The organism is Nonomuraea sp. bgisy101 (assembly GCF_057708945.1).
In genome coordinates this window covers 205,654-229,237 of record NZ_JBYITD010000014.1, presented here as the reverse complement: position 1 = coordinate 229,237, position 23,584 = coordinate 205,654, and the positions used below count along the sequence as shown (strand labels likewise).

Annotated in this window: 17 protein-coding genes and 1 pseudogene; 12 read left to right on the top strand and 6 right to left on the bottom strand. The window is 69.9% G+C overall.

The features are described from left to right. The first annotated feature begins 112 nt into the window (after window positions 1-112). Together AC3EO4_RS26770 and AC3EO4_RS26765 are read left to right on the top strand one after the other, a co-directional pair. Window positions 113-3,373: a LamG-like jellyroll fold domain-containing protein gene (locus tag AC3EO4_RS26770; protein WP_431898405.1), complete on the top strand. Its 3,261-nt coding sequence runs from the start codon at window positions 113-115 to the stop codon at window positions 3,371-3,373. Between the two features lie 177 nt (window positions 3,374-3,550). After that, window positions 3,551-9,667, top strand: a complete 6,117-nt coding sequence (locus AC3EO4_RS26765) for an RHS repeat-associated core domain-containing protein (RefSeq protein ID WP_431898404.1) — start codon at window positions 3,551-3,553, stop codon at window positions 9,665-9,667. A gap of 145 nt (window positions 9,668-9,812) precedes the next feature. Here the strand turns inward: AC3EO4_RS26765 and AC3EO4_RS26760 are convergent. The 5 genes and pseudogenes from AC3EO4_RS26760 to aztA all read right to left on the bottom strand — a co-directional run bounded on the left by AC3EO4_RS26760 (window position 9,813) and on the right by aztA (window position 12,770). After that, window positions 9,813-10,630, bottom strand: a pseudogene (locus AC3EO4_RS26760) (DUF899 domain-containing protein). A gap of 58 nt (window positions 10,631-10,688) precedes the next feature. Then, window positions 10,689-11,177, bottom strand: a complete 489-nt coding sequence (locus AC3EO4_RS26755) for an SRPBCC family protein (RefSeq protein ID WP_379580099.1) — start codon at window positions 11,175-11,177, stop codon at window positions 10,689-10,691. Beyond that, window positions 11,170-11,553: an ArsR/SmtB family transcription factor gene (locus AC3EO4_RS26750; protein WP_379580101.1), complete on the bottom strand. Its 384-nt coding sequence runs from the start codon at window positions 11,551-11,553 to the stop codon at window positions 11,170-11,172. Before AC3EO4_RS26750 ends, AC3EO4_RS26755 begins: the two co-directional genes overlap by 8 nt. Next, a complete protein-coding gene (locus AC3EO4_RS26745) occupies window positions 11,543-11,974 on the bottom strand; it encodes an SRPBCC domain-containing protein (protein WP_431898403.1) in 432 nt (143 codons plus the stop codon). Before AC3EO4_RS26745 ends, AC3EO4_RS26750 begins: the two co-directional genes overlap by 11 nt. A gap of 118 nt (window positions 11,975-12,092) precedes the next feature. Further along, window positions 12,093-12,770: a zinc ABC transporter ATP-binding protein AztA gene (gene aztA, locus AC3EO4_RS26740; RefSeq protein WP_431898402.1), complete on the bottom strand. Its 678-nt coding sequence runs from the start codon at window positions 12,768-12,770 to the stop codon at window positions 12,093-12,095. Between the two features lie 50 nt (window positions 12,771-12,820). On the opposite strand from aztA, the gene aztB reads away from it, so the two are divergent. The 5 genes from aztB (at window position 12,821) to AC3EO4_RS26715 (ending at window position 18,847) form a co-directional block, all read left to right on the top strand. Then, entirely contained in the window at window positions 12,821-13,690 is an 870-nt protein-coding gene (gene aztB, locus AC3EO4_RS26735; RefSeq protein ID WP_379580106.1) for a zinc ABC transporter permease AztB, read from the top strand. Continuing rightward, on the top strand, window positions 13,684-14,868 hold the full coding sequence (locus AC3EO4_RS26730; protein ID WP_431898401.1) for a PQQ-binding-like beta-propeller repeat protein: 1,185 nt from the start codon (window positions 13,684-13,686) through the stop codon (window positions 14,866-14,868). Before aztB ends, AC3EO4_RS26730 begins: the two co-directional genes overlap by 7 nt. After that, on the top strand, window positions 14,865-15,776 hold the full coding sequence (aztC, locus tag AC3EO4_RS26725; RefSeq protein ID WP_431898400.1) for a zinc ABC transporter substrate-binding protein AztC: 912 nt from the start codon (window positions 14,865-14,867) through the stop codon (window positions 15,774-15,776). The genes AC3EO4_RS26730 and aztC overlap by 4 nt, the downstream gene beginning before the upstream one ends. A 48-nt stretch (window positions 15,777-15,824) precedes the next feature. Then, complete coding sequence (gene aztD / locus AC3EO4_RS26720; protein ID WP_431898399.1) at window positions 15,825-17,015, top strand: zinc metallochaperone AztD; 1,191 nt, start codon at window positions 15,825-15,827, stop codon at window positions 17,013-17,015. Between the two features lie 257 nt (window positions 17,016-17,272). Further along, entirely contained in the window at window positions 17,273-18,847 is a 1,575-nt protein-coding gene (locus AC3EO4_RS26715; RefSeq protein WP_431898398.1) for an OmpA family protein, read from the top strand. Window positions 18,848-19,098: 251 nt separating this feature from the next. On the opposite strand, the gene AC3EO4_RS26710 is transcribed toward AC3EO4_RS26715, so the two are convergent. Continuing rightward, on the bottom strand, window positions 19,099-19,305 hold the full coding sequence (locus AC3EO4_RS26710; RefSeq protein ID WP_379580114.1) for a hypothetical protein: 207 nt from the start codon (window positions 19,303-19,305) through the stop codon (window positions 19,099-19,101). A gap of 438 nt (window positions 19,306-19,743) precedes the next feature. Here AC3EO4_RS26710 and AC3EO4_RS26705 point away from each other — a divergent pair, with 438 nt between their 5' ends. From AC3EO4_RS26705 to AC3EO4_RS26685, 5 genes are all read left to right on the top strand, one after another. Then, entirely contained in the window at window positions 19,744-20,169 is a 426-nt protein-coding gene (locus tag AC3EO4_RS26705; RefSeq protein ID WP_431898397.1) for a hypothetical protein, read from the top strand. Window positions 20,170-20,343: 174 nt separating this feature from the next. After that, complete coding sequence (locus AC3EO4_RS26700) at window positions 20,344-20,514, top strand: hypothetical protein (RefSeq protein ID WP_379580117.1); 171 nt, start codon at window positions 20,344-20,346, stop codon at window positions 20,512-20,514. 187 nt (window positions 20,515-20,701) lie between these two features. After that, window positions 20,702-21,271: a hypothetical protein gene (locus tag AC3EO4_RS26695; RefSeq protein ID WP_379580119.1), complete on the top strand. Its 570-nt coding sequence runs from the start codon at window positions 20,702-20,704 to the stop codon at window positions 21,269-21,271. 603 nt (window positions 21,272-21,874) lie between these two features. Continuing rightward, window positions 21,875-22,954, top strand: coding sequence for a ribosome small subunit-dependent GTPase A (gene rsgA, locus AC3EO4_RS26690; RefSeq protein ID WP_379580121.1), 1,080 nt, complete (start codon window positions 21,875-21,877; stop codon window positions 22,952-22,954). A gap of 113 nt (window positions 22,955-23,067) precedes the next feature. Next, a complete protein-coding gene (locus AC3EO4_RS26685) occupies window positions 23,068-23,580 on the top strand; it encodes a GNAT family N-acetyltransferase (RefSeq protein ID WP_379580276.1) in 513 nt (170 codons plus the stop codon). Window positions 23,581-23,584: the final 4 nt, after the last annotated feature.

The following is a 23,584-nucleotide window of genomic DNA, read 5'->3' as shown; positions in this document are numbered from 1 at the left end:
TGGACAGACAGTAGAGGCCGGGTGAAAATCCGATCGTCAATCGAAGATCGTGGAGACGCCGGGCGGGTGGCCCGTCCCGCGCGTAACCCCTGCTCACCATGGGCGAGGACGTATGCGGGTACTGCGTGGGCTGATCACGGCGACGTTGATATTAGCGATCCCCCCGGCGGTGACAGCCAGGGCGGACACCGCGCCGGAGCCACCGGAGAGCGTCCAGGAGCGATCGACGACGGAGGAGTCCGCGGTCGCGGCGGCCCGCCGCAGCGGCGGGCCGGTCGAGATCGAGTCGATGCGGACCGAGACCCGCCAGGTCTTCGCCAAGCCTGACGGCACCCTGACTCTGGAGCAGAACGTACGGCCGGTACGCGTACGCCAGTCCGGCGGCTGGGTCCCCGTCGACACCACCCTCCGCCTCAACCCCGACGGCACGGTCAGCCCGGCCGCGGCGGCGGTCGGGCTGACGTTCTCCGGCGGCGGCGAGGCCCCGCTGGCCAAGCTGTCGCGCGGCGCCAAGTCCCTCGAACTCGGCTGGCAGGGCGCGCTGCCCAAGCCCACGCTGAAGGGCGACACCGCCACCTACGCCGAGGTGATGCCCGGCGTGGACCTCCAGGTCACCGCGGACGTGGACGGCTTCTCCCACCTCCTGGTGGTCAAGTCGCGAGCGGCCGCGGCGAGCATGACGGAGCTGACGTTCCCGCTGTCGGTCTCCGGCCTGTCGGTGGCCTCGGACAAGGCGGGCAACCTTGAGGCCGTCGACAGGAACAAGGGCACGATCTTCGTCGCGCCCACCCCGAAGATGTGGGACTCCGAAAGGATCACCAGCCCGCAGGCGCTCAAGGAGGGCCGCTCTCCCGAGGCCCGCGAGGCCACGATGGGCGTGGAACTGGTGGGCAGGCAGCTGCGGCTCAGGCCTGACAGGAAGATGATGACGGACCCGAAGACGCGGTTCCCCGTCTACCTGGACCCGTACTTCTCGGCCGCGCGGAACGCCTGGACGGCGGTCTGGAGCAACTGGCCCAACTCCAACTACCTCAACTCCAGCGACGTCGCCAGGGTGGGTCACGTCGAGTCGCAGAAGAACCGCTCGTTCTTCCAGATGAACACCGGCTCGACCATCCACGGCAAGCAGATCATCAAGGCGACGCTGCGCACGTACGAGACGTGGTCGTACTCGTGCAGCGCCCGCAAGGTCGAGGCCTGGGCGACCAACCCCATCAGCAAGAGCACCACCTGGAACAACCAGCCCACCTGGGCCAGGCTGCTCTCCACGGTGAACGTGGCCAAGGGCTGGGGTCCCTCCTGTATGCCCGGCGGCGTCGAGTTCGACGTCACCTCGCAGGTCGTGGACGCCGCCGCCAAGAAGTGGCCCAACGTCACCATCGGCCTGCGCGCCACCAGCGAGACCGACGTGTACGCCTGGAAGAAGTTCAAGAACAACCCGAGCCTGGTCATCGAGTACAACTCGCTGCCCGGCAACCCGGTGGCCGCCGACGCCTGGTCGGACCCGGGCGGCCCCTGCGTCTCCGGCGAAGAACGGCCGATCATCAGCACCGCCACACCGAAGCTGTGGGCGAAGCTGTCGGACGCCGACAACTCGGTCCAGGGCCGTTTCGAGTGGTACAACGCCGCAGGGGTGAAGACGGGCGAGCACCTCACCCCCATGGGATCGACGGGCACCGCCTTCTACGCGACGATCCCGCTGAGCCTGTACGCCGACGGCGCGCTGATCCGCTGGCGGGTCCGTGCCGAGGACGGCAAGGCCACCAGCGCCTGGAGTCCTTGGTGCGAGGCCACCGTCGACACCACGGCCCCCGGCAGGGAGCCGGAGATCTCCTCGCCCCAGTACGCGGAGAACGGCTGGAGCGACGGGGTCGGCCTCCCCGGCACGTTCGCGTTCGCCCCGAACGGCGTCGCCGACGTCGCCGCCTACGTCTGGGGCCTCGACACCATGCCCAGGACGGAGGTCGCGCCCGGCCAGGACGGCACCGCCACGATCGCGCTGACGCCGCGTCACGACGGCCCCAACGTGCTGTCGGTTCGCAGCAAGGACCATGCGGGCCAGCTCGGCCCGATCCGCACCTACGTCTTCAACGTCAACGCGGGCAGGGGCCCCAGCGGCCACTGGGCGATGGACGAGGGCCAGGGCACCCTGGCCGCCGACGCCGCGCAGGCCCACCCGGCGACGCTGTACGGGGCGACCTGGACCTCCGGCAGGACCGGCACGGCACTCAAACTGGCCGGCGCCTACGCCCAGACCTCCGGCCCCGTCATCGACACCAGCCGCAACTTCACCGTCAGCGCCTGGGCCCGCCTGACCGGCACGGCCGCCTCCGCCACCGCCGTCACCCAGGAGGGCGGCAGGACCGGCGCGTTCGCGCTGCAGTACGCCAAGGCCAACGACCGCTGGGCGCTGACCATGGCGGGCTCGGACGCGGACGGCGCGCCTGTGGTGCGCGCCCTGTCCGCGGCCGCGCCCCGGCTGAACGAGTGGACCCACCTGGCCGGCGTCTACGACTCGGCGGCCGGCCAGGTCTCGCTCTACGTGAACGGCAAACTGGAGGCCACGGTCGCCGTCTCGCCGCCGTGGAACGCCACAGGCCCCCTGACGATCGGCCGAGGGAAGGTCAACGGGGCGGCTTCGGAGCACTGGCCCGGGGACGTCGACGAGGTGCGGGTCTACGGCCGCGCCATGTTCGCCGACGAGATCGCCGACCTGGTCAACAGCGCTGCCACGCTGGTCGGCCATTGGAAGCTGGACGAGGAGTCCGGCTCGTCGGCGGCCGACGCCTCGGGCCGGGCGACGGCCGCGACGCTGTCCGGAGCCGCCTCGTGGACGGCGGGATGGCTGGACGGCGCGCTCGCGCTCGACGGCGTCAACGGTTACGCCCAGACGACCGCGCCCGCGGTCAACACCAGAACCGGGTTCACCGTGGCCGCCTGGACCCAGCTCGACTACCTGCCCACCCGTGACACGGCGGCCGTGGCCCAGCCGGGCAGCAGGGCCGCCGGATTCCAGCTCGGCTTCGACAAGGAACAGCAGCGGTGGACCCTCGGCATGGCCGCCGCTGACACCGACGCCGCCGCCCTCGTCCGCACCCGCTCCGACGACATCCCCAACCCCCTGGAGTGGGCCCATGTCGCCGGTGTGTACGACCCGCTGGCCGGTCAGCTCCGCATCTACGTCAACGGCCGCCTGTCCACGACCACCGTCACCGCCCATCTGAGCGCATGGAACGCCACCGGCCCACTGCAACTGGGCCGGACCAAGTCCGCAGGCGTCTTCACCGGCTTCTGGCCCGGGGCGGTGGACGACGTCCGCACCTATGACGGCGTGCTGAACGCCGAGCAAATCGCACAGCTAGCCGCCCAGTAACTCCCGTACCGCACCCCGACTGGGAGAGGTCCAATGGATCTGCCGGATGAGTTAGAGCTGCCCGAATCCCGCTGGAATCGTTTTCCGCCGCCAAAGGAACCCGACCTTCCCGACTCCTCCTGGAACCGTTTCCAGGAGCCCAAGCGCGAGTCGCCCTGGCCACGCAGGCTCGCGACCATGCTCCCCGTCCTCCTGGTCGTGCCACTGGTGTACGCCGTGCCCGCCTCGGCCGACCCTCGCCCGGCGCCCTCGGTGCAGAAGGAGACGCCGGTCAAGGGAAAGGCGGTCCCCGTCCTGCCGCCGATGGCCGATCCCGTGCAGAAACAGGCGTGGAAGGCGCCGCCTGGCATCACCTGGCCCCGGCCCCAGAAAGCCGAGCTGGGCGGCGCCACCACGCTGGCGGCCGGCTTCCCGGTGAAGCTGGCCCCACGGCGAGGGGAGGCCAAAGCGACCGAGGCCGCCGAGCCGGTGAGCGTGGAACTGCTCGACACCGACCGGCTGGGACTGGCGATGCGCGTCACCCCCGGCCAGGGTGTCGCGGCGGCCAGGGCGGCGAGGAAGACCCGCCTGCAGGTCGACTACTCGGGCTTCCGTTACGCCTACGGCGGCGACTACGGCGCCCGGCTGCGCATGGTCAAGCTCGACGAATGCGCGCTCGACACGGCCGCCACGAACTGCGCCCCGCCCGAGCCGGTGAAGAGCGAGAACGACGCGAAGGCCGGCACCCTGACCGCCGAGGTCGAGACCGGCGCCGTGTACGCGCTCACGGCCGCCGCCTCAGGCCAGTCGGGCGACCACTCGGCCACCTCGCTGTCGCCCTCCGCCGACTGGAGCGTCGGCACCCAGACCGGCGACTTCACCTGGGACTACGACATGCGCACGCCGCCCTCGCTGGGCGGCGACGAGCCGGAGATCTCGCTGGCCTACTCCTCGCAGAGCGTGGACGGCCGCACCGCCTCCACCAACAACCAGGCGTCATGGGCCGGCGACGGCTTCGAGCTCAACCCCAGCGGCTACATCGAGCGCCGCTACAAGTCCTGCATGATCGACGGCAAGAAGACCGGCGACCTGTGCTGGGACCAGGACAACGCCACCCTGGCGCTCGGCAGCTCCGCCGTCGAACTGGTCAAGGACGCCACGACCAAGCAGTGGCGGCCCAAGCGCGACGACGGCACCCGCATCGAGTACCTCACCGGGGCCACCAACGGCGACAACAACGGTGAGTACTGGCGCGTCACCACCGCCGACGGCACCCAGTACACCTTCGGCATCAACCGTCTGCCCGGCTGGGTGACCGGCAAGCCGGAGACCAGGTCGGTCCAGACGGCGCCGGTGTTCGGCAACAACAGCGGCGAGCCCTGCTACTCCAGCACCCCGGCCAACGCCTGGTGCCAGCAGGCCTACCGGTGGAACCTCGACTACGCCGTGGACACCCACGGGAACGCGACCACGTACTGGTACGAGCGCGAGACCAACTACTACGGCCGCAACTCCAAGCCCGAACTGGGCACCCAGTACGTGCGTGGCGCCTACCTCAGCCGCATCGACTACGGCTACCTGCAGAACGAGTTGTTCACCACGGCCCCCGCGGCCCGCGTGCTGTTCGAGGTGGCCGAGCGCTGCCTGCCCAGCGGCACCGTGACCTGCGCCCCCGACCAGCTCAAGAAGGAGACCGCCAGTCACTGGCCTGACGTCCCGTTCGACCAGATCTGCGACGCCGGTGTGAAGTGCATCGACCGCCTGACGCCGACGTTCTTCACCCGCAAGCGGCTGACCAAGGTCACCACCCAGGTCCGCAACAGCGCGGGCCAGTACTACCCGGTGGACTCCTGGGCGCTGACCCACCAGTTCCCCGCCACGGGTGACGGCCTCAGCCCGTCGCTGTGGCTGGCCTCCGTCCAGCAGACCGGTCATGTGGGCGGCACGATCACGCTGCCGAAGACCACGTTCGTCGGCGTCCAGCTCCCCAACAGGGTGGACGCCACCGAGGGCCGCGCCCCGCTGGTCAAGTGGCGAGTCCAGTCGGTCGACAACGGGACCGGCGGCGAGCTGCGGATCAACTACGCCCCCGCCGAGTGCAGGCCAGGCGAACTGCCGGCGGCCGACAAGAACACCAAGCGGTGCTTCCCGCAACGCTGGACGCCGCAGGACGAGACCGAGGTCACCGACTGGTTCCACAAGTACGTGGTGTCGCAGACGGTCGAGGTGGACCGCGTCGCGGCCTCGCCCAACGTGGTCACCAGCTACGAGTACCTGGACGGCGCCGCCTGGCACTACGCCGAGAACATCCTCATCAAGCCCGAGCACCGCACCTGGTCGGACTTCCGCGGGTTCGGCCGGGTACGGGTACGTGAGGGCGACGGGCAGGACACCAAGCGCACGCTCACCGAGTTCCGGTACTTCCGCGGCATGCACGGCGACAAGCAGTCCGACGGTTCCAAGCGCAGCGCGCAGGTCCAGGACTCCGAGGGAGCCAAACTGGACGACCTCGACCAGTACTCCGGCCTCGAGCACGAGGAGATCCTGTACGACGGCGACGGCGGGGCCGTCCTGAAGGCGGCGGTCGAGCAGCCGTGGTCGGTGAAGACCGCGGAGTCCACGCAGGGCGGCGTCACCAAGACCGCGCACGTGGTCGAGGCCAAGTCCATGGTCACCCGAACCTCGCTGCCCGGCGGTACCTGGCGGCGTACCGGCGAGGAGCGCTCGTACGACACCAAGGGCCTGCTCACCCAGGTAGAGGAAAAGGGCGACCTGACCACGCCCGACGACGACCAGTGCACCAGCTACACCTACGCCCGCAACGACGCGAGCTGGATGCTCGACTACCCCAGCCGTGTCCAGAAGGTCGCCGCGAGCTGCGGCACCGCCGTGTCCGCGCTGGCCGCCGGTGACGTCATCTCGGACGAGAAGGTCCAGTACGACGGCAAGCCGTACGGCCAGGCACCGAGCAAGGGCGATGTGACCTCGGTCCAGCAGATCGTCTCCGGAGACGGCGCGACGATCGTCGACAGCGCCCACACCTACGACGTGTACGGTCGCGAGACCAGCGAGACCGACGCGATCGGCACCAGGTCCGTGACCGCCTACAGCCCTGCCACCGGCACCCTCCCCTCCGAGATGACCGAGACCAACCAGCTCGGCCACACCGACCGTACGATCCTCGAACCGGCCTGGGGCGAGCCCGTCGCCGAGGTCGACGCGAACAACCGGCGCGTCGACCTGGAGTACGACGCGGTCGGCCGCCTGACCAAGGTCTGGCAGGCCGACCGCAACAAGGCGGCAGGGCAGTCGCCCAGCACCGAGTACGCCTACGTCCTGCGCGCCGACGGCCCCAGCATCGTCACCACGAAGACGCTGCGCGCCGACGGCGGCTACACCTCCAGCCACGAGCTGTACGACGGCCTGACCCGCGAGCGCCAGACCCAGGAACCGGCGCCCAGGGACGACCAGACGCAGGACCCCGCGCTGCGTGACGGCCGCACGATCACCGACACCTTCTACAACTCCCTGGGCGAGCAGTCCAAGGCCAACACCGGCTACTTCGCCACCGGGACGCCCTCCACCGACCTGCTGGCGGTGGCCGACACCGACGTGCCCGCGCAGGTCGTGTCCCTCTTCGACGGCGTGGGTGACGTCAACGCCCAGGTCCTCAAGGCGAAGGGGGTGGAGAAGTACCGGGTCTCGTCCAAGCAGGAGGGTGACAGGATCCACGTGACGCCGCCCGCGGGCGGCACCGCGACCACCCGTATCGGGGACGCCGAGGACCGCCTGATCGAGCTGCGCCAGTACAAGGGCGCGACCCCGACCGGCGAGTACGACTCCACCAAGTACACCTACGACCACGCCGGACGGCTGTCCACGGTGACCGACTCGGCAGGCAACGTGTGGCGCCACCACTATGACCTGCGCGGCCGGGAGATCAAGACCGAGGACCCCGACAAGGGCGTCACGACGATGACGTACAACGACGCCGACGAGCTCGTCAGCACCACCGATGCCCGCGGCAGGACCCTGTGGTACGTCTACGACGAGCTGGGCCGTGAGAAGGAGCTGCGCGAGAACTCCGCGACGGGCCCGCTGCTCGCCGAGTGGAAGTACGACGCCCTGGCCAAGGGCCACAAGAACGCCAGTATCCGGTACGTGGACGGGCAGGCGTACAAGGCGGAGATCAACGCCGTCGACGCCGACTACCGCCCGCTGCGCGAGACCGTCACCGTCCCCGCGCGGGAGGGCAGGCTGGCGGGCTCGTACGTCCTCAACACCCGCTACACGCTCGACGACCAGGTCCAGTCCGTCAGCTTCCCCGCCGCAGGAGGCCTGGAGCAGGAGTCGGTCGTCTACAGCTACGACGAGCTGGGCCAGCCGACCAAGGTCACCGGCCTGTCGTCGTACGTGACCGCGACCCGCTACTCCAAGCTGGGCGAGACCCTGCAGTACGAGCTGGGCACCGGAGGCAAGAAGACCTGGCTCACCTACACCCACGACGAGACCAGCCGCAGGCTGACCAGCATGCGGCTCGACAGGGAGAGCGCCCCGGCGACCGACCTGGACCTCAACTACACCTACGACGCGGTCGGCAACATCACCAAGATCGCTGACAGAGGGGCGAGCGGTCAGGACACGCAGTGCTTCGCCTATGACCACCTGCGCCGCCTGACCTCCGCCTGGACGGGCACCGACGACTGCGCCAGCGGCAGCCCGCAGTCGGACAAGATCGGCGGCGTGGCCCCGTACGCGTTCAGCTACGCCTACGACTCCACCGGCAACCGGACCAAGGAGACCAAGCACGCCTGGGGCGGCGCGGGCGAGACGGTCCGCTCCTACACCTACCCGCAGGCCGGCGGCAAGCAGCCGCACGCGCTGCAGACCGTCGGCGCCGACCTCTTCGAGTACGACGCCGCGGGCAACACCACCAGGCGCAAGGTCGGCACCTCGGACCAGACCCTGGTCTGGGACGCCGAAGGCAACCTGGAGTCGGTGACGGAGGCGGGCAAGACGACGTCCTTCGTCTACGACGCGGAGGGCGACCGGCTGATCCGCAAGACGCCGACCGACGCCACGCTCTACGTCGACGACATGGAGCTGCGCTTCGACTTCGCCAAGGACGTCGTCGAGCAGACCCGCTACTACACCATCAACGACCAGCCCATCGCCGTACGCACCAACGACAACCAGGTCTACCTGCTGGCCAACGACCACCTGGGCACCGCGCAGGCCGCGGTGAACGCCGGCAACGGCGAGCTGGCCGTACGGAGGACGACTCCGTTCGGCGAGAACCGGGGCGCGCCACCGCCATGGTGGCCCGGGCAGCGCGGATTCGTCGGAGGCACGCAGGATGCGACGACCGGGCTCATCCACCTCGGCGCCCGCGAGTACGACCCCAAGAACGGCCGCTTCCTGTCGGTGGATCCGATCATCGACGATGTGGATCCGCAGCAGCTCAACGCCTACGCCTACGCCAACAACAGCCCGGTGAGCATGAGCGACCCCGACGGGCAGTGGGTCTGGGTCGTGGTCGCGATCGGTGTCCGGCTCGGGGCCCGCTACCTCGCCAAGAAGGCGGCCCAGCGCGCCATCAGGCGTGAGGCGATCCGCCGTGCCAGGGAGGCGGCCAGGAAGCGGGCCCTGGCGGAGGCCAGGAAACGGGCCGCGGAAGAGGCCAAGAAGCGGGCCAAGGAGGCGGCCAGGAAGCGGGCCCTCGCCGAGGCGAAGAAGCGGCGGCTGGCGGCGGCCAGGAAGAAGGCGGCCGAGGCGGCCAGGAAGGCGCGGGAGGCCGCGGCGAAGCGACGGGCAGCGATGGCGGCCCGCAGAGAGGCCAGGAAGGCGGCTCGCGAGGCGGCGGCCAAGCGGCGCATGGCGCTGGCGTCTCAGCGGCGGAACCACCGGGCCGGCAGGATCCCCAGGGGCATCCAGCACGCGCGCTCGCGCCCGGCGAGCCGGCCGACCAGCCACAGGGCGCAGCAGCGGCACTCTCCGCCCAGGGCGAACCGGCAGCCGGCACAGCCGAGGCCCAGCCAGGTCTACAGGAACGACGGCTCCGTACAGCCGACCCAGTCCTACACCGTCTACGGCAACGGCCGGATGTACCCGCAGGGCAGGCCACCGTCGAACCTGCCGCGCAGCGGCGGCTCCGGCCAGAGTGAGAAGCAGATCTTCAAACCGGAGAAGATAGAGATCGAGACGAACCGGAGGGGTGCCGCCACCGCCGAACTCGGCGCCCGAAGCCAGAAGATCGTGGACAACGTCGTCGACATGTTCGACACCTGGTTCGGTGGAATGGGAGGAATGGGCTGACAGGACCGCCTTCCGCTGAGCACTGACCGGCGCGGGACCCTCGTGGTCCCGCGCCGGCGGCGTCACGGCGGGGCTTCCCCGCGCCTTCGCCGTACGGCGGGCCGCGGGCGTGGCTCGGGGCCCGCCAACGCCTGCCCCGGCCCGCTCATTCGTGACAGCAGCACCCTGCGGACCCGGACGATCGCATGGTGTCGTCGCCCTTCGAGATGGTGTCGTCGCCCTTCGAGGGGGTGGAGCCGAGGTCGTCGCCGCCGGAGGCCCCGGCGATCTTGTCCAGCCACCGAGGGTCCGGTTCGGCGGCGGCGCCGTACTCGTCGTGCCAGTTCCACCACTCGTACGGCCGGGTCTGGGGATAACCCTCGGGCGAGTTCTCCCACTCCTCCTGCCGCCCGAGCGCTGTCATGTCGAGGTAGCTCCAGGTGCTCCCCAGTGCCTCGTCGCCGCGGTTGTTGACGAAGTAGGTGCGGAACACGCGGTCGCCGTCACGGATGAACGCGTTCGTGCCGTGCCATTCGTCCACGCCGAAGTCGGCGTCGAACGTGTCGGTCATGGTGTACCACGGCATCGTCCAGCCCATCCGCGCCTTCAGGCGCTCGATGTCGGGCTGCGGCGCGCGCGAGGCGAAGGCGAGAGTGGTGTCGCGGGCGTTCAGGTGGGCGACGTGGGCGACCTGGTCGGCCACCAGGGAACAGCCGCGGCACGCGTGGTCGGGCCAGCCGAACACGCCGGGCTCGAAGAAGGCGCGGTAGACGATCAGCTGACGGCGGCCCTCGAACAGGTCGAGCAGGCTCGCCCTGCCCCCGGGCCTTCGAACGCGTACTCCTTGTCCACCGCCAGCCACGGCATCCGCCGACGCTCGGCGGCCAGCGCATCGCGGGCGCGGGTCAGCTCCTTCTCCTTCACGAGCAGTTGCCGGTGCGCCGCCTCCCACTCCTGCGGCGTGACGATCGATGGGGTTCTCATGGTGGTGTCCACCTTTCGGTTCAGGTTCACGCTGACGCGTTGAGGAGGACAGCCGTCGCTATCGCCCCTGCCCGGCTGCCGCTTCTTCAAGCGGCAGGCGTGGGCGGCCGCGCCCGTTGGGCTGTCCTTCTCCCGTGGTGATCAGGCTCCGGAGGCTGCCGGCGTAGAAATCCCACGCGGTGGAACAGACCTCGAAGCACTCGTAGGCGGGGACCAGGCCCTGGTGGGTGAGACGGACCTCGGTCTTGCCGTCCTCGTCCGAGATGTCGAAGCTGATCGTGGTGCCGATCCACTCGGTCTTGTCCTCGGTGAAGTCGAAGTAGTTGTCCACCACGAGCCAGGAGACCTTCCGGCCGGGGACGGCCTCCGTCACCTGGATGCGGCAGCGGTGCACGTCCTCGTAGTGGTAGGTGAACTCGGCTCCGGGCTGGTCGGTGGGGCCGTCGATCTCTTCCGACCACCAGCCTCGAGCGTCGATGACGGCGTCGAAGGCTTCCATCGGGGTCCGGTCCACGGTGAAGGTGGTGGTGAATCCGTGATCAGTCATGCTGTCCTCCGGTTTCGTGGAGCGGGGTCGTGGCGGGGCCGCTCGCACGCTGGTCGAGGTGATCCTTCAACGCTCCGAGCGGACCGTCCCAGTCGCGGGCCAGCGCGGCCAGGAACTGCTGCGCCACCTGCATGGGCGCGGAGCGAAGCCGGTAGCGCACCCGGCGCCGCTCCCCCGGCTCGGCCGTCACCAGGCCGGCCTCGGCCAGCAGGGCCAGGTGCTTGGCGATCGCCTGCCGCGTGATCGGCAGACGATCGGCCAGATCCGTGGCCGTGGCCGGTCCTCCCGAGGCCAGCGCGGCCAGGATGGCGCGCCGGCTCGGGTCGGCCAGGGCGACGAAGACCTGCTCGGCGATCGCCTCGATGTCAGGCGGCATCGAGGTATACGACCAGTTCGCCCAGTTCGCTCGCCCATCCCTGGATGTTGGCGTCGTACGCCTTGCGGTACGCGTCCTCCGGCAGTTGGGCGAAGCCGGTCTCGACCACCCTCAGCCGCGTGCCCGCGCCGACCGGTTCGAGCGTGAACTCGACATAGGTACGGCGCGGATCGTCCTCGGGCAGCCCGTGGATGTGCCAGGTGAACCCGAACACCGTCGGTTCCTCCACCCGTTCCACCCGCATGTCGACCGTGAACCCACCGGTCCACTTCATCTGGGCCGACCCACCAGGACGCAGGTCGATCGTCGCCTCGTTGCCGAACCAGGAGCCCAGCCCCTCGGCCGTGGTGAGCGCCGCCCACACCTTGCCGGGCGGGTGAGCGACCTCCACGGTCCGCTCGATGCGATCGGGAAAGCCCATGACAGCCTCCAATAAGTAGCAACCGAACGGTTGCCACACTATAGCAATCGAATGGTTGCGTCAACGGCCCCGCTCGAGGGGGCGCTCGGTTCGGCCGAGCACAGACTGGATGGGGCGGCTACGACGCCTGAGGCGCCAGCACGTCGCGGGGCGGGCCCTCCGCGGCCAGCCGCCCGGCCCGGAGCAGGAGGCAGTGGTCCGCGCCCATCGCCATGGCCAGGTCGTGAGTGGCGTGGACCACGGTGACACCGCGCTCCTTCTCCCGGTCGAGCACGGCGGCGATGTGCCGCCGCGCGTCCGGATCCAGCCCGGTCGCGGGCTCGTCCAGCACGAGCAGGCCGGGCTCCTGCGCGAGCGCCTGGGCGAGCAGGACGCGCTGGCGTTGACCGCCCGACAGCGCGCTCAACTGGCGTTCGGCCAACCCGGAGACGCCGAGTCTGGCCATGCAGTCGTCCACCGTCGACCAATCGTGCGCCGACAGCCGCCGCCACAGGCCACGCGACGCCCAGCGACCCATCGCGACCGTGTCCCGCACGGTGATCGGCAGGGCGTCCGAGACGGCGTCGCGCTGCACCACGTAGCCGGGACGGCCGGCGGGGGCTCGCTCGATCCCGCCGCGTGACAGCCGGACGGTCCCGGCGAGCACTCCCAGCAGGGTGGACTTGCCCGAGCCGTTCGGGCCGACCACGGCGGTCACGCCGGAGCGGGGCAGCCGGGCCGAGAGCCCGCGCAGGACCGCCTTACGGCCGTAGCCCGCCGTCATGTCGCGGATCACGACCACCTCACCGTCCACCATGAAGCCTCCTCTTGAAAATGACAACGGTTTTCATTGTAGAGTGCTGCGTCATGGATTGGTTGCTTGATCCCTTTCACGTCTCGTTTGTCCGGCAAGCCCTCTGGGCCGGGATCCTGGTGTCCCTGCTCTGCGCGATCGCCGGAACCTGGGTGGTGCTGCGCGGCATGGCCTTCCTGGGCGACGCGATGTCCCACGGGATGCTCCTGGGAGTGGCGCTCGCGTCCATGGCCGGGGTGAACGTCCTGATCGGCGCCCTGCTGAGCGCGGGCGGCATGGCGATGGGCGTGAGCGTGCTCAGCCGGTCGCCCCGGTTGTCACAGGACACGAGCATCGGGCTGCTCTTCGCCGGGATGCTGTCCCTGGGCGTGATCGTCGTGTCGCACTCCCAGTCCTTCGCGGTGGACTTGACCGCCTTTCTGTTCGGCGACGTGCTGGCGGTCAGGGGGCAGGACCTGGCCGGGCTCGGCGTCGCGCTCGCGGTCACCGCCGCGGTCGCAGTGCTCGGGCACCGGATGTTCGTCGCGCTCGCCTTCGATCCGCGCAAGGCGCACACGCTGGGGATGCGTCCCCGGCCGGCCCACATCCTGCTGCTCGGCCTGGTCACGCTGGCCATCGTCGCCTCGTTCCACATCGTGGGCACGCTGCTGGTGTTCGGCCTGCTCATCGGGCCTCCGGCGGCGGCCGCGCTGTGGGCTCGCCGGATCCCGACGATCATGCTCGGGGCGGCGCTGCTCGGGATCGCCTCGACCGTGATCGGCCTGGTCGTGTCGTGGCACGCGGCGACGGCCGCGGGCGCCACGATCGCCGCGGTCGCCGTGGCCCTGTTCTTCCTGTCCGCCCTGGGCGACCTCCTACGGCACCGGCTCCCCTCCCCTGGCCGGGTCCCTTTCGGAAAGGACACGGAGGGGCAGCCGTGTTGACGACAACGGCGTCCAGGGTGGTGGCGGCGACCCTCGCCGGAGGAACCCTGCTCATGGGATGCGCCGCCCAGCACAGCGACGGCAGGGCCGCGAACACCAAGGAGAAGATCCCGCACGGGTACGTCGAGGGCGCCGAGGAGATGCCCGAGCCGCAGCCCCGCCTCGTCCTGGCCGATGGGGAAACAGGCAGGGTTCACGTCCTCGACCTGCTCACCGGCGAGACCTCCGCGGTCGCTCACGTCGAAGGTGTGCGGGACATCGCCGGCAACGGCCGCTACGCCTACCTCACGACGGGCTCGGGCGTCCTGCGCGTCATCGACGGCGGCGCCTGGGCCGTCGACCACGGCGACCACTTCCACTACTACCGGACCGCGGCGCGCGATCTCGGCGAGGTCGCAGGGCGGCCGCCGTACGAGACCGCCGAGGGCGCGGCGGTCACGGCCGTGCGGTCCGCGGACGGCGCGGTCGAGCTGTTCGACCGCGCGCGCATGGAGAAGGGCGACCTCGCAGGGACGGGCGGCCTCAGGGCCGCTGCCGCCGTGCCGTACCAGGAGCACCTGCTGATGGCCGCCGACGGCGCCGTCGTGGCACGCGCGCGGACCGGCGGCGCGGGGACCCCCGTCGGCGCCTGCGAGGACCCGGCGGGTACGGCGGTGACACGACGTGGCGTGATCTTCGGATGTGCCGACGGGGCCCTGCTGGTCACCAGGAAGGGGGGCGCGTTCGCCGGCGAGAGGATCCGCTATCCACGCACGGGCAAGGACGGCGAACGCGCGACAGAGTTCCTGCACCGTCCCGGAAGCACGACGCTGGCGGCGAAGGCCGGCGACTCGGGGACATGGGTGCTCGACGTCGCCGCCAAACGCTGGAAACTGCTGGAAACCGGCCCCGTGGTGGCGGTGAACGCCGTGGGCGAGGACGCGCCGGTCCTGTCCCTGACAGAGGACGGCGTGCTCCACGCCTACGACCCCGTCTCCGGTGACGAGACCGCCAGGACGGAGTTGCTCACCGCTCCCCTGACCGGCTCCCCCAGCATCCAGGTGGACACCGGCCGTGCCTACCTCAACGACCCCGCCGCCAGAGCGGTCCACGAGATCGACTACAACGACGACCTCAGGCGCGCCCGCACGTTCGAGACCGGCTTCACACCCACGTACATGACGGAGACCGGACGATGACCGCGCTCGGCCGGCTCGTGACGGCGATCGTGCTCATGATGGCGGCCGGTTGCGCGAGCACCGGTGGCCACGGTCCGCGGGTGGTCGTCACCACGAACATCCTCGGCGACGTCGTCCGCGCCGTGATCGGCGACCAGGCCGAGGTGACCGTGCTGATGAAGCCGGACTCCGATCCGCACTCGTTCGGCATCTCCGCCCAGGAGGCCGCGCTGCTGGAGGACGCCGACCTGATCGTCTCCAACGGGCTCGGGCTCGAGGAGGGTGTCCTGCGCAACGTCGAAGCCGCCGGGAACAGCGGCGTGCCCGTGCTGGCCGTCGGGGAGGGCGTCCAGCCCCTCCGCTTCACCGCCGACAGGGCGGCGGGGCACCTCGATCCCCACTTCTGGACCGACCCGCGACGCATGGCCAAGGCCGTCGACCTGATAGCCGAACAGGTCGTCGCGAACGTGCCCGGCATCGACGGCGGCGCCGTACGAGCCGGCGCCGCGGCCTACCGCGCGCAGGTCGAGCGGCTGGACGCCTGGGTCGAAGAGCAGGTCGCCACCATCCCGCCCGAGGCCCGCCGTCTGGTGACCAACCATCACGTCTTGGGCTACTTCGCCCAGCGTTACGGCTTCCAGGTCGTCGGCGCCGTGATCCCCAGCGGCACGGCACTGGCCTCCCCGAGCACCTCGGACCTGAAGGCGCTGAAGGACGCGATCCACCGGACGAAGGTCAAAGCGATCTTCGCCGACTCCTCCCAGCCCGACCGCCTCGCCCAGGTGCTGGTCTCGGAAGCCGGTGTGGACGTCAAGGTCGTCACCCTCTTCTCGGAGTCCCTCAGTCAGCGCTCCCCTGGCGCGGCCACGTACCTCGACATGATCCGCAGCAATACCAGAGCCATCACCGCCGGCCTCGACGGCCGTTGAAGAACTCCCCATGACCGTTGAAGAACCCCCATGAAAGGTGCACGACACATGACCGTCCGACCACGGACCACCGCTCCGGCGGTACTGCTCGCGGCGGGCCTCCTGCTCGCCGCCTGTGGATCACAGGTGCCCACGGCGGCGCCCGCCCCCGACTCGCCCGCCCCCGCCTCGCCTTCCGCCGCTCAGAAGCCTGTGGCGGCTCCCGTCGTCATGACCTACGACGGCGGCTTGTACGTCCTCGACGGGCAGAGCCTGGAACTCGCCAAGGACATCCCGCTCAGCGGGTACAACCGGATCAACCCCGCAGGGGACCGGCACCACGTCCTGGTCTCCACGTCGACCGGGTTCCGCGTGCTCGACGCCGCCTCCGCCACTTTGAAGGAGGAGGAGTTCAAGGGAGCCAAACCCGGCCACGTCGTGCGGCACGCGGGCACCACCGTCCTGTTCGCGGACGGCACCGGCGAGGTGACCCTGTTCGATCCGGAGGAACTGAGCGCCGGCCTGCCCAAGGGCGAGGTCTACAGGGCGGCGGCGCCGCACCACGGCGTCGCGATCGAGCTGGAGAACGGCGAGCTGGTCGTCACCCTCGGCACCGAGGAGAAACGCACCGGCATCCTCGTCCTCGGCAAGGACCGCAAGGAGATCGCCCGCAACGAGGACTGCCCAGGCGTGCACGGCGAGGCCACGGCCCAGGGCGAGGCCGTCGTGATCGGCTGCGAGGACGGCGTCCTGCTGTACAAGGACGGCGAGATCAGCAAGATCGACAGCCCCGGCGAGTACGGCCGGATCGGCAACCAGGCAGGCTCCGAGGTGTCGCCCGTCGTCCTGGGCGACTACAAGAAGGACCCCGACGCCGAACTCGAGCGCCCCACGCAGGTCTCGCTCATCGACACCAGGACCGGCACGATGAAACTGGTGGACCTCGGCACCAGCTACACCTTCCGCTCCCTGGCCCGCGGCCCTCAGGGTGAGGGCCTGGTCCTCGGCACCGACGGCGCCGTCCACGTGATCGACCCGGCCGCCGCGAAGGTCACCAGGACGATCAAGGTGCTCGACGAATGGAAGGAACCGATGGAGTGGCAGCAGCCGCGGCCGAACATCTTCGTCCGCGACAGGACCGTCTATGTGAGCGACCCCGCGGGCAAGAAGGTGCACGCGGTCGACTTCGCCTCAGGGAAGCCGACCCGCAGCACGGCTTTGCCGCAGGCGCCGAACGAGCTCAGCGGCACCACCGGTTGAGCACGGCAGGCGACTGAAGGCACCACGGTGACCCCGTCACACCTCGAGGGGACATCGGGCCGGCACCGCGTCTTCGTGCTCGACGGACAAGGGCGACGCGACATCGCGGTGCCGGCTTTTCGCCTGGTCGGGGACACACCCTTGACCGCTCGGCCGCCGTTTGTGGCCGTGCCGGAGGGCACCCGTCGAGGTCGAATCCATCGCGCCGATTCCTCATCCGTACATGCCGAAATTTCGGGCATGGCACAATCTTCGCCATGTCCAACCGGATCTTGGCTCTAGCCGCCGCAGTCACGCTCGCCGCGACCGGTTGCGGGGTGCTGCCCACCAGCGAAGCCGCACCGCCGTCCCCGTCCGCGACCTCTCCGTCGAGCGAGCCGGCCACCAGCGCCCCGGCCACCCCGACCGCGTCGGCCCAGGAGAGCCAGGACAGCCAGGACAGCCAGGACAGCCGTCCTGCCCTGGCCGAAACCCGCAGCACCATGACCGAGAACCTCAAGATCGAGGTCGTCGGGCTCAACCGGGTCAAGGGGAAGCACCTCGTCGCCCAGCTCCGCCTGTCCAACACCGGCACCGAGCAGGTGCCCTGGACCGGCGAGATGGGCGACAACACCCGTGAACTCGGCGAGATCCGGTGGGCGTCGGGCATCGGCGTCCTCGACACGACGGCCCGTGTCTGGCTCCTGCCGTACCAGCCGGAGGGCTCCCCGTGCCTGTGCAGCGACCAGAGCCGTGACGGGCTCGGCTACTTCGTCGAGCCTGGTCAGTCGATCAACGTGTACGCGGTGCTGCCCGCTCCGTCGGGGAACCCCGCCACCGCCACGGTCGTCACTCCTGTGGGCCCGCCCATGCTGAACGTGCCCATCAGCGACGCGCCGCCCGCCGGCGACTTCCCCGACCCCGACGCCGAGCCCGTCACCAAGGTGACCCGCCGCCTCGTCCTGCCTTCCGAGAGCTCGGACAAGTCGGAGGAGACCACAGACAGCGGCAAGGACCTGCAGGTCCACCTCTCCTCCGATGTGCTGTTCGCGGTGAACAAGGCCAACCTCACCCCGAAGGCCAAGACCGTGCTGGCCCGTACGGCCAAGCTCATCGACGCGTCGCCCGCCGCCGTGGTGACGGTGGAGGGCCATGCCGACTCCTCCGGCAACGACGCCATCAACGATCCGCTGTCGCGGCGCCGCGCTCTGGCGGTGCAGCGCGCCCTGTCGGCCCTGCTGACTCGCGAGGGCCCACGTTTCCAGGCTCGCGGGTACGGCTCGCGCCGCCCCTTGTACAGCAACGACAGCGACGAGGGCAAGCGCCGCAACCGCCGGGTGACCGTCGCCTTCGAAAAGCCCAGGTCGGAGCAGACGGATCCGGCGGGGGACGTCGTGCACACGCTCTCGCCTGACGCGGGCGAGCTCACGGCCACCGGCGAGGCCAAGGGCCAGCCGATCGGCCTGGAGATCACCGGGCTGAGCAGGCTGCCGGGCGGGCTCGGCCTCCTGACGTACACGATCACCAACCAGGGCTCGGCCGAGACCTGGTACAACGACCTGCACGACGCGCAGGACTGGGAGAGCTACAAGTACCAGGCCGCCAGCAACGTCCGGCTGACCGACGCCGCCGCCCGCCGCCAGTACCTGCCTGGCCGCTTGGAGGTGCCCACGGACGACGGTGTCGATTTCTACTGCGCCTGCACCGACGTCTCCGGCGTGCGCATCAGCACCGAGAAGTTCGCCCCGGGCCAGACGCGCGTGTTCTGGAGCCTGTTCGCCCTCCCGGACAACGCGAGAAACCTCACGGTCAAGATCGCCTCCTTCCGCGACCTTGACGTGCCCGTCCGGTGACGCGTGCTCATCCGGCTCCGGGCAGAGACGGGCGGTTGACCATCCGCTACTGAGCCGTGGGCCGGCATTCCCGGTCCTGACGTTTTGCGGCCGGCTCCCTGAGGCCGGCTTCCAGGCCTTCTTGGGCCCGGCCTCTTGGGCCCGGCCTCTTGGGCCCGGCTTCTTGGGCCGGCGGCAACGCCGAAGAGGCGCCGGAAAGAATGACCTCCGACGCCTCTTCCTTGCCTTTCATGACCTTCCAGGAATTTGTACTAATTATTCCTGTTGCTGCCACCGCCGCCCGCATTGGTGCCGCCTAGGCCGATACCCTTCCCGAGACCGGGATCGCTCGCGGATGCGCTGTAGTGCGTGGCGACCGCGGTGTCGGCGGCGAGGACATCGGCCGACACGGTCGCGGGCGCGACGAGGGCGAAGGCTGCCACTGCTCCGGCTGCGAGAACGTTCTTCATCGTGAACATCGAGATCACTCCATGTCGAATGGGTTGTGCCCTGGTGAGACCTGGGCCGGCTTCCCGGAATTGTGCGATAAATCCGGATATGTGGTGCTGCAACCTTCAGGGCGGGTTCCGCATTCCGCGAATCTCGGTGATTTCCAATGAAGAGACGTGCGCATACCTTTATTTGACGTTTAAAGCAGTGTGCGCCACTCCCTGGGAGTGAAACTCCTACCGTGCTCGGACGGCCTGAGCGGCACCGTCGACGATTCCGCCGACGGCGGCTGTCGGGGTTCGGCGCGGTGCGCGGTACCGGGGAGTGGTCACTGCCACGAGCCGCAGACCGTGCCGCCGGCGGGTGGTCGAGCTGAGTCAGTAGTCTCATCGATCATGGACCTACGACGCCTGAAACGCTCGACCGCTCTGCGGTGCGCCCTGTTAGCGCCATTGCTGTATGCCGCGGTGACTCTGATCGCGATCCAGCTGGCCGCCCAGAGTGGGCTCAACCCCTGGCACCAAGGTTGGAGCGACCTGCTGCCGAGCCGGTTGGACAGGGGGATCGCGTCGGCGCGGAAGGTGACACTCGGCATCACCCTCATCCTCGCCGTCGAGGCGGCCCTGCTCGCCGCGCTGGGTGGCCGGCTGAATCGTCGATCCACCGTCGGTGGCCTCATGTTGTGCACGGCCGCCAGTGTGATCTACGTGTTGAGTCTCGCCCTGGCCGTATTGGGCACTCACGCGATCGTTCTCTATCCCTCGGGCGATCTCGACCTCGGGCTACTTTTCCCCGATTGGTACTTTCCCGCACTGATCATCATCACCATCGCGGTCCTCACCGCGCTGATCGTCTGGCTGTCCGCCGCGGTCAGGGACGCCTCAGCCTCCTGATGGTCGCAACCGCGGTCACGGCAGCCGCATCCGGCGACGTGCCGCGTTCCCCGGGCTGTTCCGCGGTCGGCCAACCGGCTCTGTGAACTGGTGCGCTTCTTGCGCTGGGCACCACTCGACCCCTCAAGCTGATCTTCTCAAGCGTTACAGAAAGATCGATTCCCCGGAGGAGACATGGTCGTCGCCTTACTGTTGCTCGGCGTACTCGCCGTGACAGCTGTCGCGATCTGGCTGGTTCAGGTCCTGCCGGTCCGCTTCGCGGGCCTGCCGATCCTGCTTTTGGTGGTGACGGTGGTCGGCGCCTGCTCCATCGCCGCTGCCTGGTGGCGGACGCTGGAGCTGTGACAGCCCGTATCAGCCCGGCCGTGAAGCTGTCCCGCGGGCGGACGGAAACATCGTCATTTCTCGGTGCGGATGGTGAGTCGCCAGGCTGGGAACGCGCTGCGTTTCTCTACATTGGCGAAGCGGGCGTGCGTCGCGCCTGGAAGCGAGAGTCCAGCGGCTCGGCTGGTGTCGAGCGGTCGGAGTGAACATGGTCGATCCCAGTCCGAAAGGGAAGCGCGGCCTTCCCGACATCGATCCCACCCTCCGGGCCACCGCGGCAGCGGCGGCGGGTGGCACGCTCGTCATCTGGTGGCCCGCGTTCACGCTGGGCGCGTACGGCGCCATCTTCTTCGACGCCGTGCTGACGATCTGGGCCGTGGCCACGGCGGTGTTGCTCTCAGGCCTGATGCTGCGCACCAGAGGTGCGCTGCCCTGGGGAGGCTGGGTCGCGCTGGCACTGCCCTCGTTCTGGATCGTCCTGGCGGTCGTGGCGCCGCGAGTTCATGGGTTTCACTACCTCCACTACTTCGAGGTGGTGCTCACCCTGGTGGGCGCGCCGATCCTGGCGTGGCTGCTGTCGAGAATCCTGCTGCCCGACTACGCCGACCTCCCGGAACTGCACCGGATGCGGGCGGTCGCCGTCACGATCGCCGTCGGGGTCCTGGCCTTCCTGCTCGGCAAGTTCAATCACCTGTTCCTCACCTGTGCTGATTTCGACATCAGCGGCAACAACACCCCCTCCGGCTGCGAAAGCGGCCCGCCCTTCCACCTCCTCTGAGTACGGCCTGCCCATCCACACGTGGTGACTCGTGTCACGGAAGCGGCCGCCATCGCAGCCGTGGCCGGCCACCCTGGCAGGCGCCTGGCCGCTGAAACGCCGCGGGCTTCGATGGCCCGCAGGGATCCTGCCGCGAGCGCTCGCCCGGCGCCCGGCGGCTCGGGAGCGGTCGTCCTGCGGGCCGACGTACCGACTGTTCGCGCAGTTCACGCGCGATCAGGGCCCGACTTCGCACCCATCCGCCGGCGGGCCGGGCCGGCGAGCTGACCCTGGACCGGCCCTCGCCGGTCGGGCGCGGCTGTCACGGGTCCGCGTCCGACCGGCGAGGGCCATCACGGGTGGAGGCGAGTCTGTGCGGCCCGCCGGGCAGTGCCGGTGGTTCGGGGGTGCTATCGTGATCCGGACTTGAATCGGACCGCTGGATGAAAGGGAGGTGAGGTTGATGACCGCGGTGAAGACCGCTGCTGTGCGCAGCGCCCGGACAATCCTCACGTCCCGGGCCCCGGTCTGACCCACTGCCTTCCCTCGTCATGAGCCGTCCCGCTCGTGCGACGAGGTGACGTCTGTGTCACGTCGGGGTCCCTTCCCGCAAGGAATCTCACGTTGTCATCGCCTTTCTTCTCCACCGAGTCAGGCCTGTCCGCCTACGGATGGACCGACGAGCTCGAGCAGTCCTTCGAGCCGTACCGCGCCGCGGGCCTGACGCCCGCCCGCATCGCGCGCGTGGACCGCGGTCTGTGCGACGCGATCACCGCGGACGGCTCCGTACGGGCCGACATCTCGGCCCTGTACTCACCCGATCCGCTGCAGGCGCCCTGCACCGGCGACTGGGCGGCGCTGCGTCACGGCGCGGATCCGGCGCTCGTGGCGCTGCTGCCGCGCCGTACCGCGATCGTGCGCTCCTCGGCCTCGCGCTCCTCCCACGGGCAGGTGCTGGCCGCCAACGTCGACACCGTCGCCATCGCCGTCTCCCTGGCCGGCGCGCTGGACGCCGCCAGGCTGGAACGGCTGCTGACGCTGGCATGGGAGAGCGGCGCCCAGCCGCTGATCGTGCTGACCAAGGCCGACCTGGCCACTGACGCCGACGCCGTGCAGGACGAGGCACGCGCGCTGGCGCCAGGCGTGGACATCCTGGTCACCAGCGTGGCCACCAGCCAGAACATCGACGTGCTGACCGCGCTGCTGAGCGGCACCACGGTCCTGCTCGGCTCGTCGGGAGCCGGCAAGTCCACGCTGGGCAACGCACTGCTCGGCGACGAACTCCTGGCCACCGGCACGGTGCGGGCCGCCGACGGCAAGGGCCGTCACACCACGGTCCGTCGAGAGCTGGTGCCCCTGCCGGGAGGCGGCGTCCTCATCGACACCCCCGGCCTGCGCGGGATCAGCCTGTACGGCGGCGCCGACGGCCTGGAGCAGGTCTTCGCCGAGATCGAAGAGCTCTCCGAGCACTGCCGCTTCGGCGACTGCGCCCACAACAGCGAACCAGGCTGTGCGGTACAGGCGGCGATCCAGGCCGGTGAGCTGGCCGAACGCCGGCTGGCCAGTTACCGCAAGCTGCAGCGCGAGAACGCATGGGCGGCGTCGCGCACCGACGCCAGGCTGCGCGGCGAGCGCACCGACAGGCAGAAGGCCATCACCAGCCACCTGCGCGCCACCTACAGGTTCAGGGACCGGCAGACGTGACCGGCGACGTCGCGCCGCCTGACCGCACCGCATCCGCCGCCACGCGCGGCGACACCGACCACCACCTCCTCCCGCCATCGCGGGAGAGCACAGAAACGGACCTGACCACCGCCATGAACACCGCCTGGATCACCCGCTCCGAGACCGGCGCCGACCTCGACCTGATCCGCGAGGTCAACCTCGCCGCCTTCCCGACCTCGCACGAGGCCGACCTGATCGAGGAACTGCGCGCCGACGCCACCGCGTGGCTCCCCGGCCTCTCCTGGGTCGCCGAGGCCCCCGGCGGCACCATCGCCGGGCACGCGCTGCTCACCCGCTGCCATGTCGACGGCTCCCCCGCCCTCACTCTGGGGCCGTGCGCGGTCCGTCCTGAGCACCAGGGGCAGGGGGCGGGCTCGGCGGCCATCAGGGCCGCCCTTCGCGCCGCCCAGGAGCAGGGTGAGAACCTCGTGCTCGTCCTCGGCCACGCCGAGTACTACCCGCGCTTCGGCTTCACCCCCGCCTCGCGCTTCGGCATTCGCGCGCCCTTCGAGGTCGAGGACAAGTACATGATGGCGCTGGCCTTCGACGCCACCCGCCCGGTTCCCACCGGGACCATCCGCTACCCGGCGGCGTTCGGCGTCTGACGCC

Coding starts and splice junctions, on each gene's coding strand:
- AC3EO4_RS26685 (WP_379580276.1), top strand. CDS start 23,068: ATGAACACCGCCTGGATCACCCGCTCCGAGACCGGCGCCGACCTCGAC.
- AC3EO4_RS26765 (WP_431898404.1), top strand. CDS start 3,551: ATGCTCCCCGTCCTCCTGGTCGTGCCACTGGTGTACGCCGTGCCCGCC.
- AC3EO4_RS26750 (WP_379580101.1), bottom strand. CDS start 11,553: ATGCCGCCTGACATCGAGGCGATCGCCGAGCAGGTCTTCGTCGCCCTG.
- AC3EO4_RS26770 (WP_431898405.1), top strand. CDS start 113: ATGCGGGTACTGCGTGGGCTGATCACGGCGACGTTGATATTAGCGATC.
- AC3EO4_RS26700 (WP_379580117.1), top strand. CDS start 20,344: ATGGTCGTCGCCTTACTGTTGCTCGGCGTACTCGCCGTGACAGCTGTC.
- aztD (WP_431898399.1), top strand. CDS start 15,825: ATGACCGTCCGACCACGGACCACCGCTCCGGCGGTACTGCTCGCGGCG.
- AC3EO4_RS26715 (WP_431898398.1), top strand. CDS start 17,273: ATGTCCAACCGGATCTTGGCTCTAGCCGCCGCAGTCACGCTCGCCGCG.
- AC3EO4_RS26745 (WP_431898403.1), bottom strand. CDS start 11,974: ATGGGCTTTCCCGATCGCATCGAGCGGACCGTGGAGGTCGCTCACCCG.
- AC3EO4_RS26710 (WP_379580114.1), bottom strand. CDS start 19,305: ATGTTCACGATGAAGAACGTTCTCGCAGCCGGAGCAGTGGCAGCCTTC.
- AC3EO4_RS26755 (WP_379580099.1), bottom strand. CDS start 11,177: ATGACTGATCACGGATTCACCACCACCTTCACCGTGGACCGGACCCCG.
- aztA (WP_431898402.1), bottom strand. CDS start 12,770: ATGGTGGACGGTGAGGTGGTCGTGATCCGCGACATGACGGCGGGCTAC.
- aztC (WP_431898400.1), top strand. CDS start 14,865: ATGACCGCGCTCGGCCGGCTCGTGACGGCGATCGTGCTCATGATGGCG.
- AC3EO4_RS26695 (WP_379580119.1), top strand. CDS start 20,702: ATGGTCGATCCCAGTCCGAAAGGGAAGCGCGGCCTTCCCGACATCGAT.
- aztB (WP_379580106.1), top strand. CDS start 12,821: ATGGATTGGTTGCTTGATCCCTTTCACGTCTCGTTTGTCCGGCAAGCC.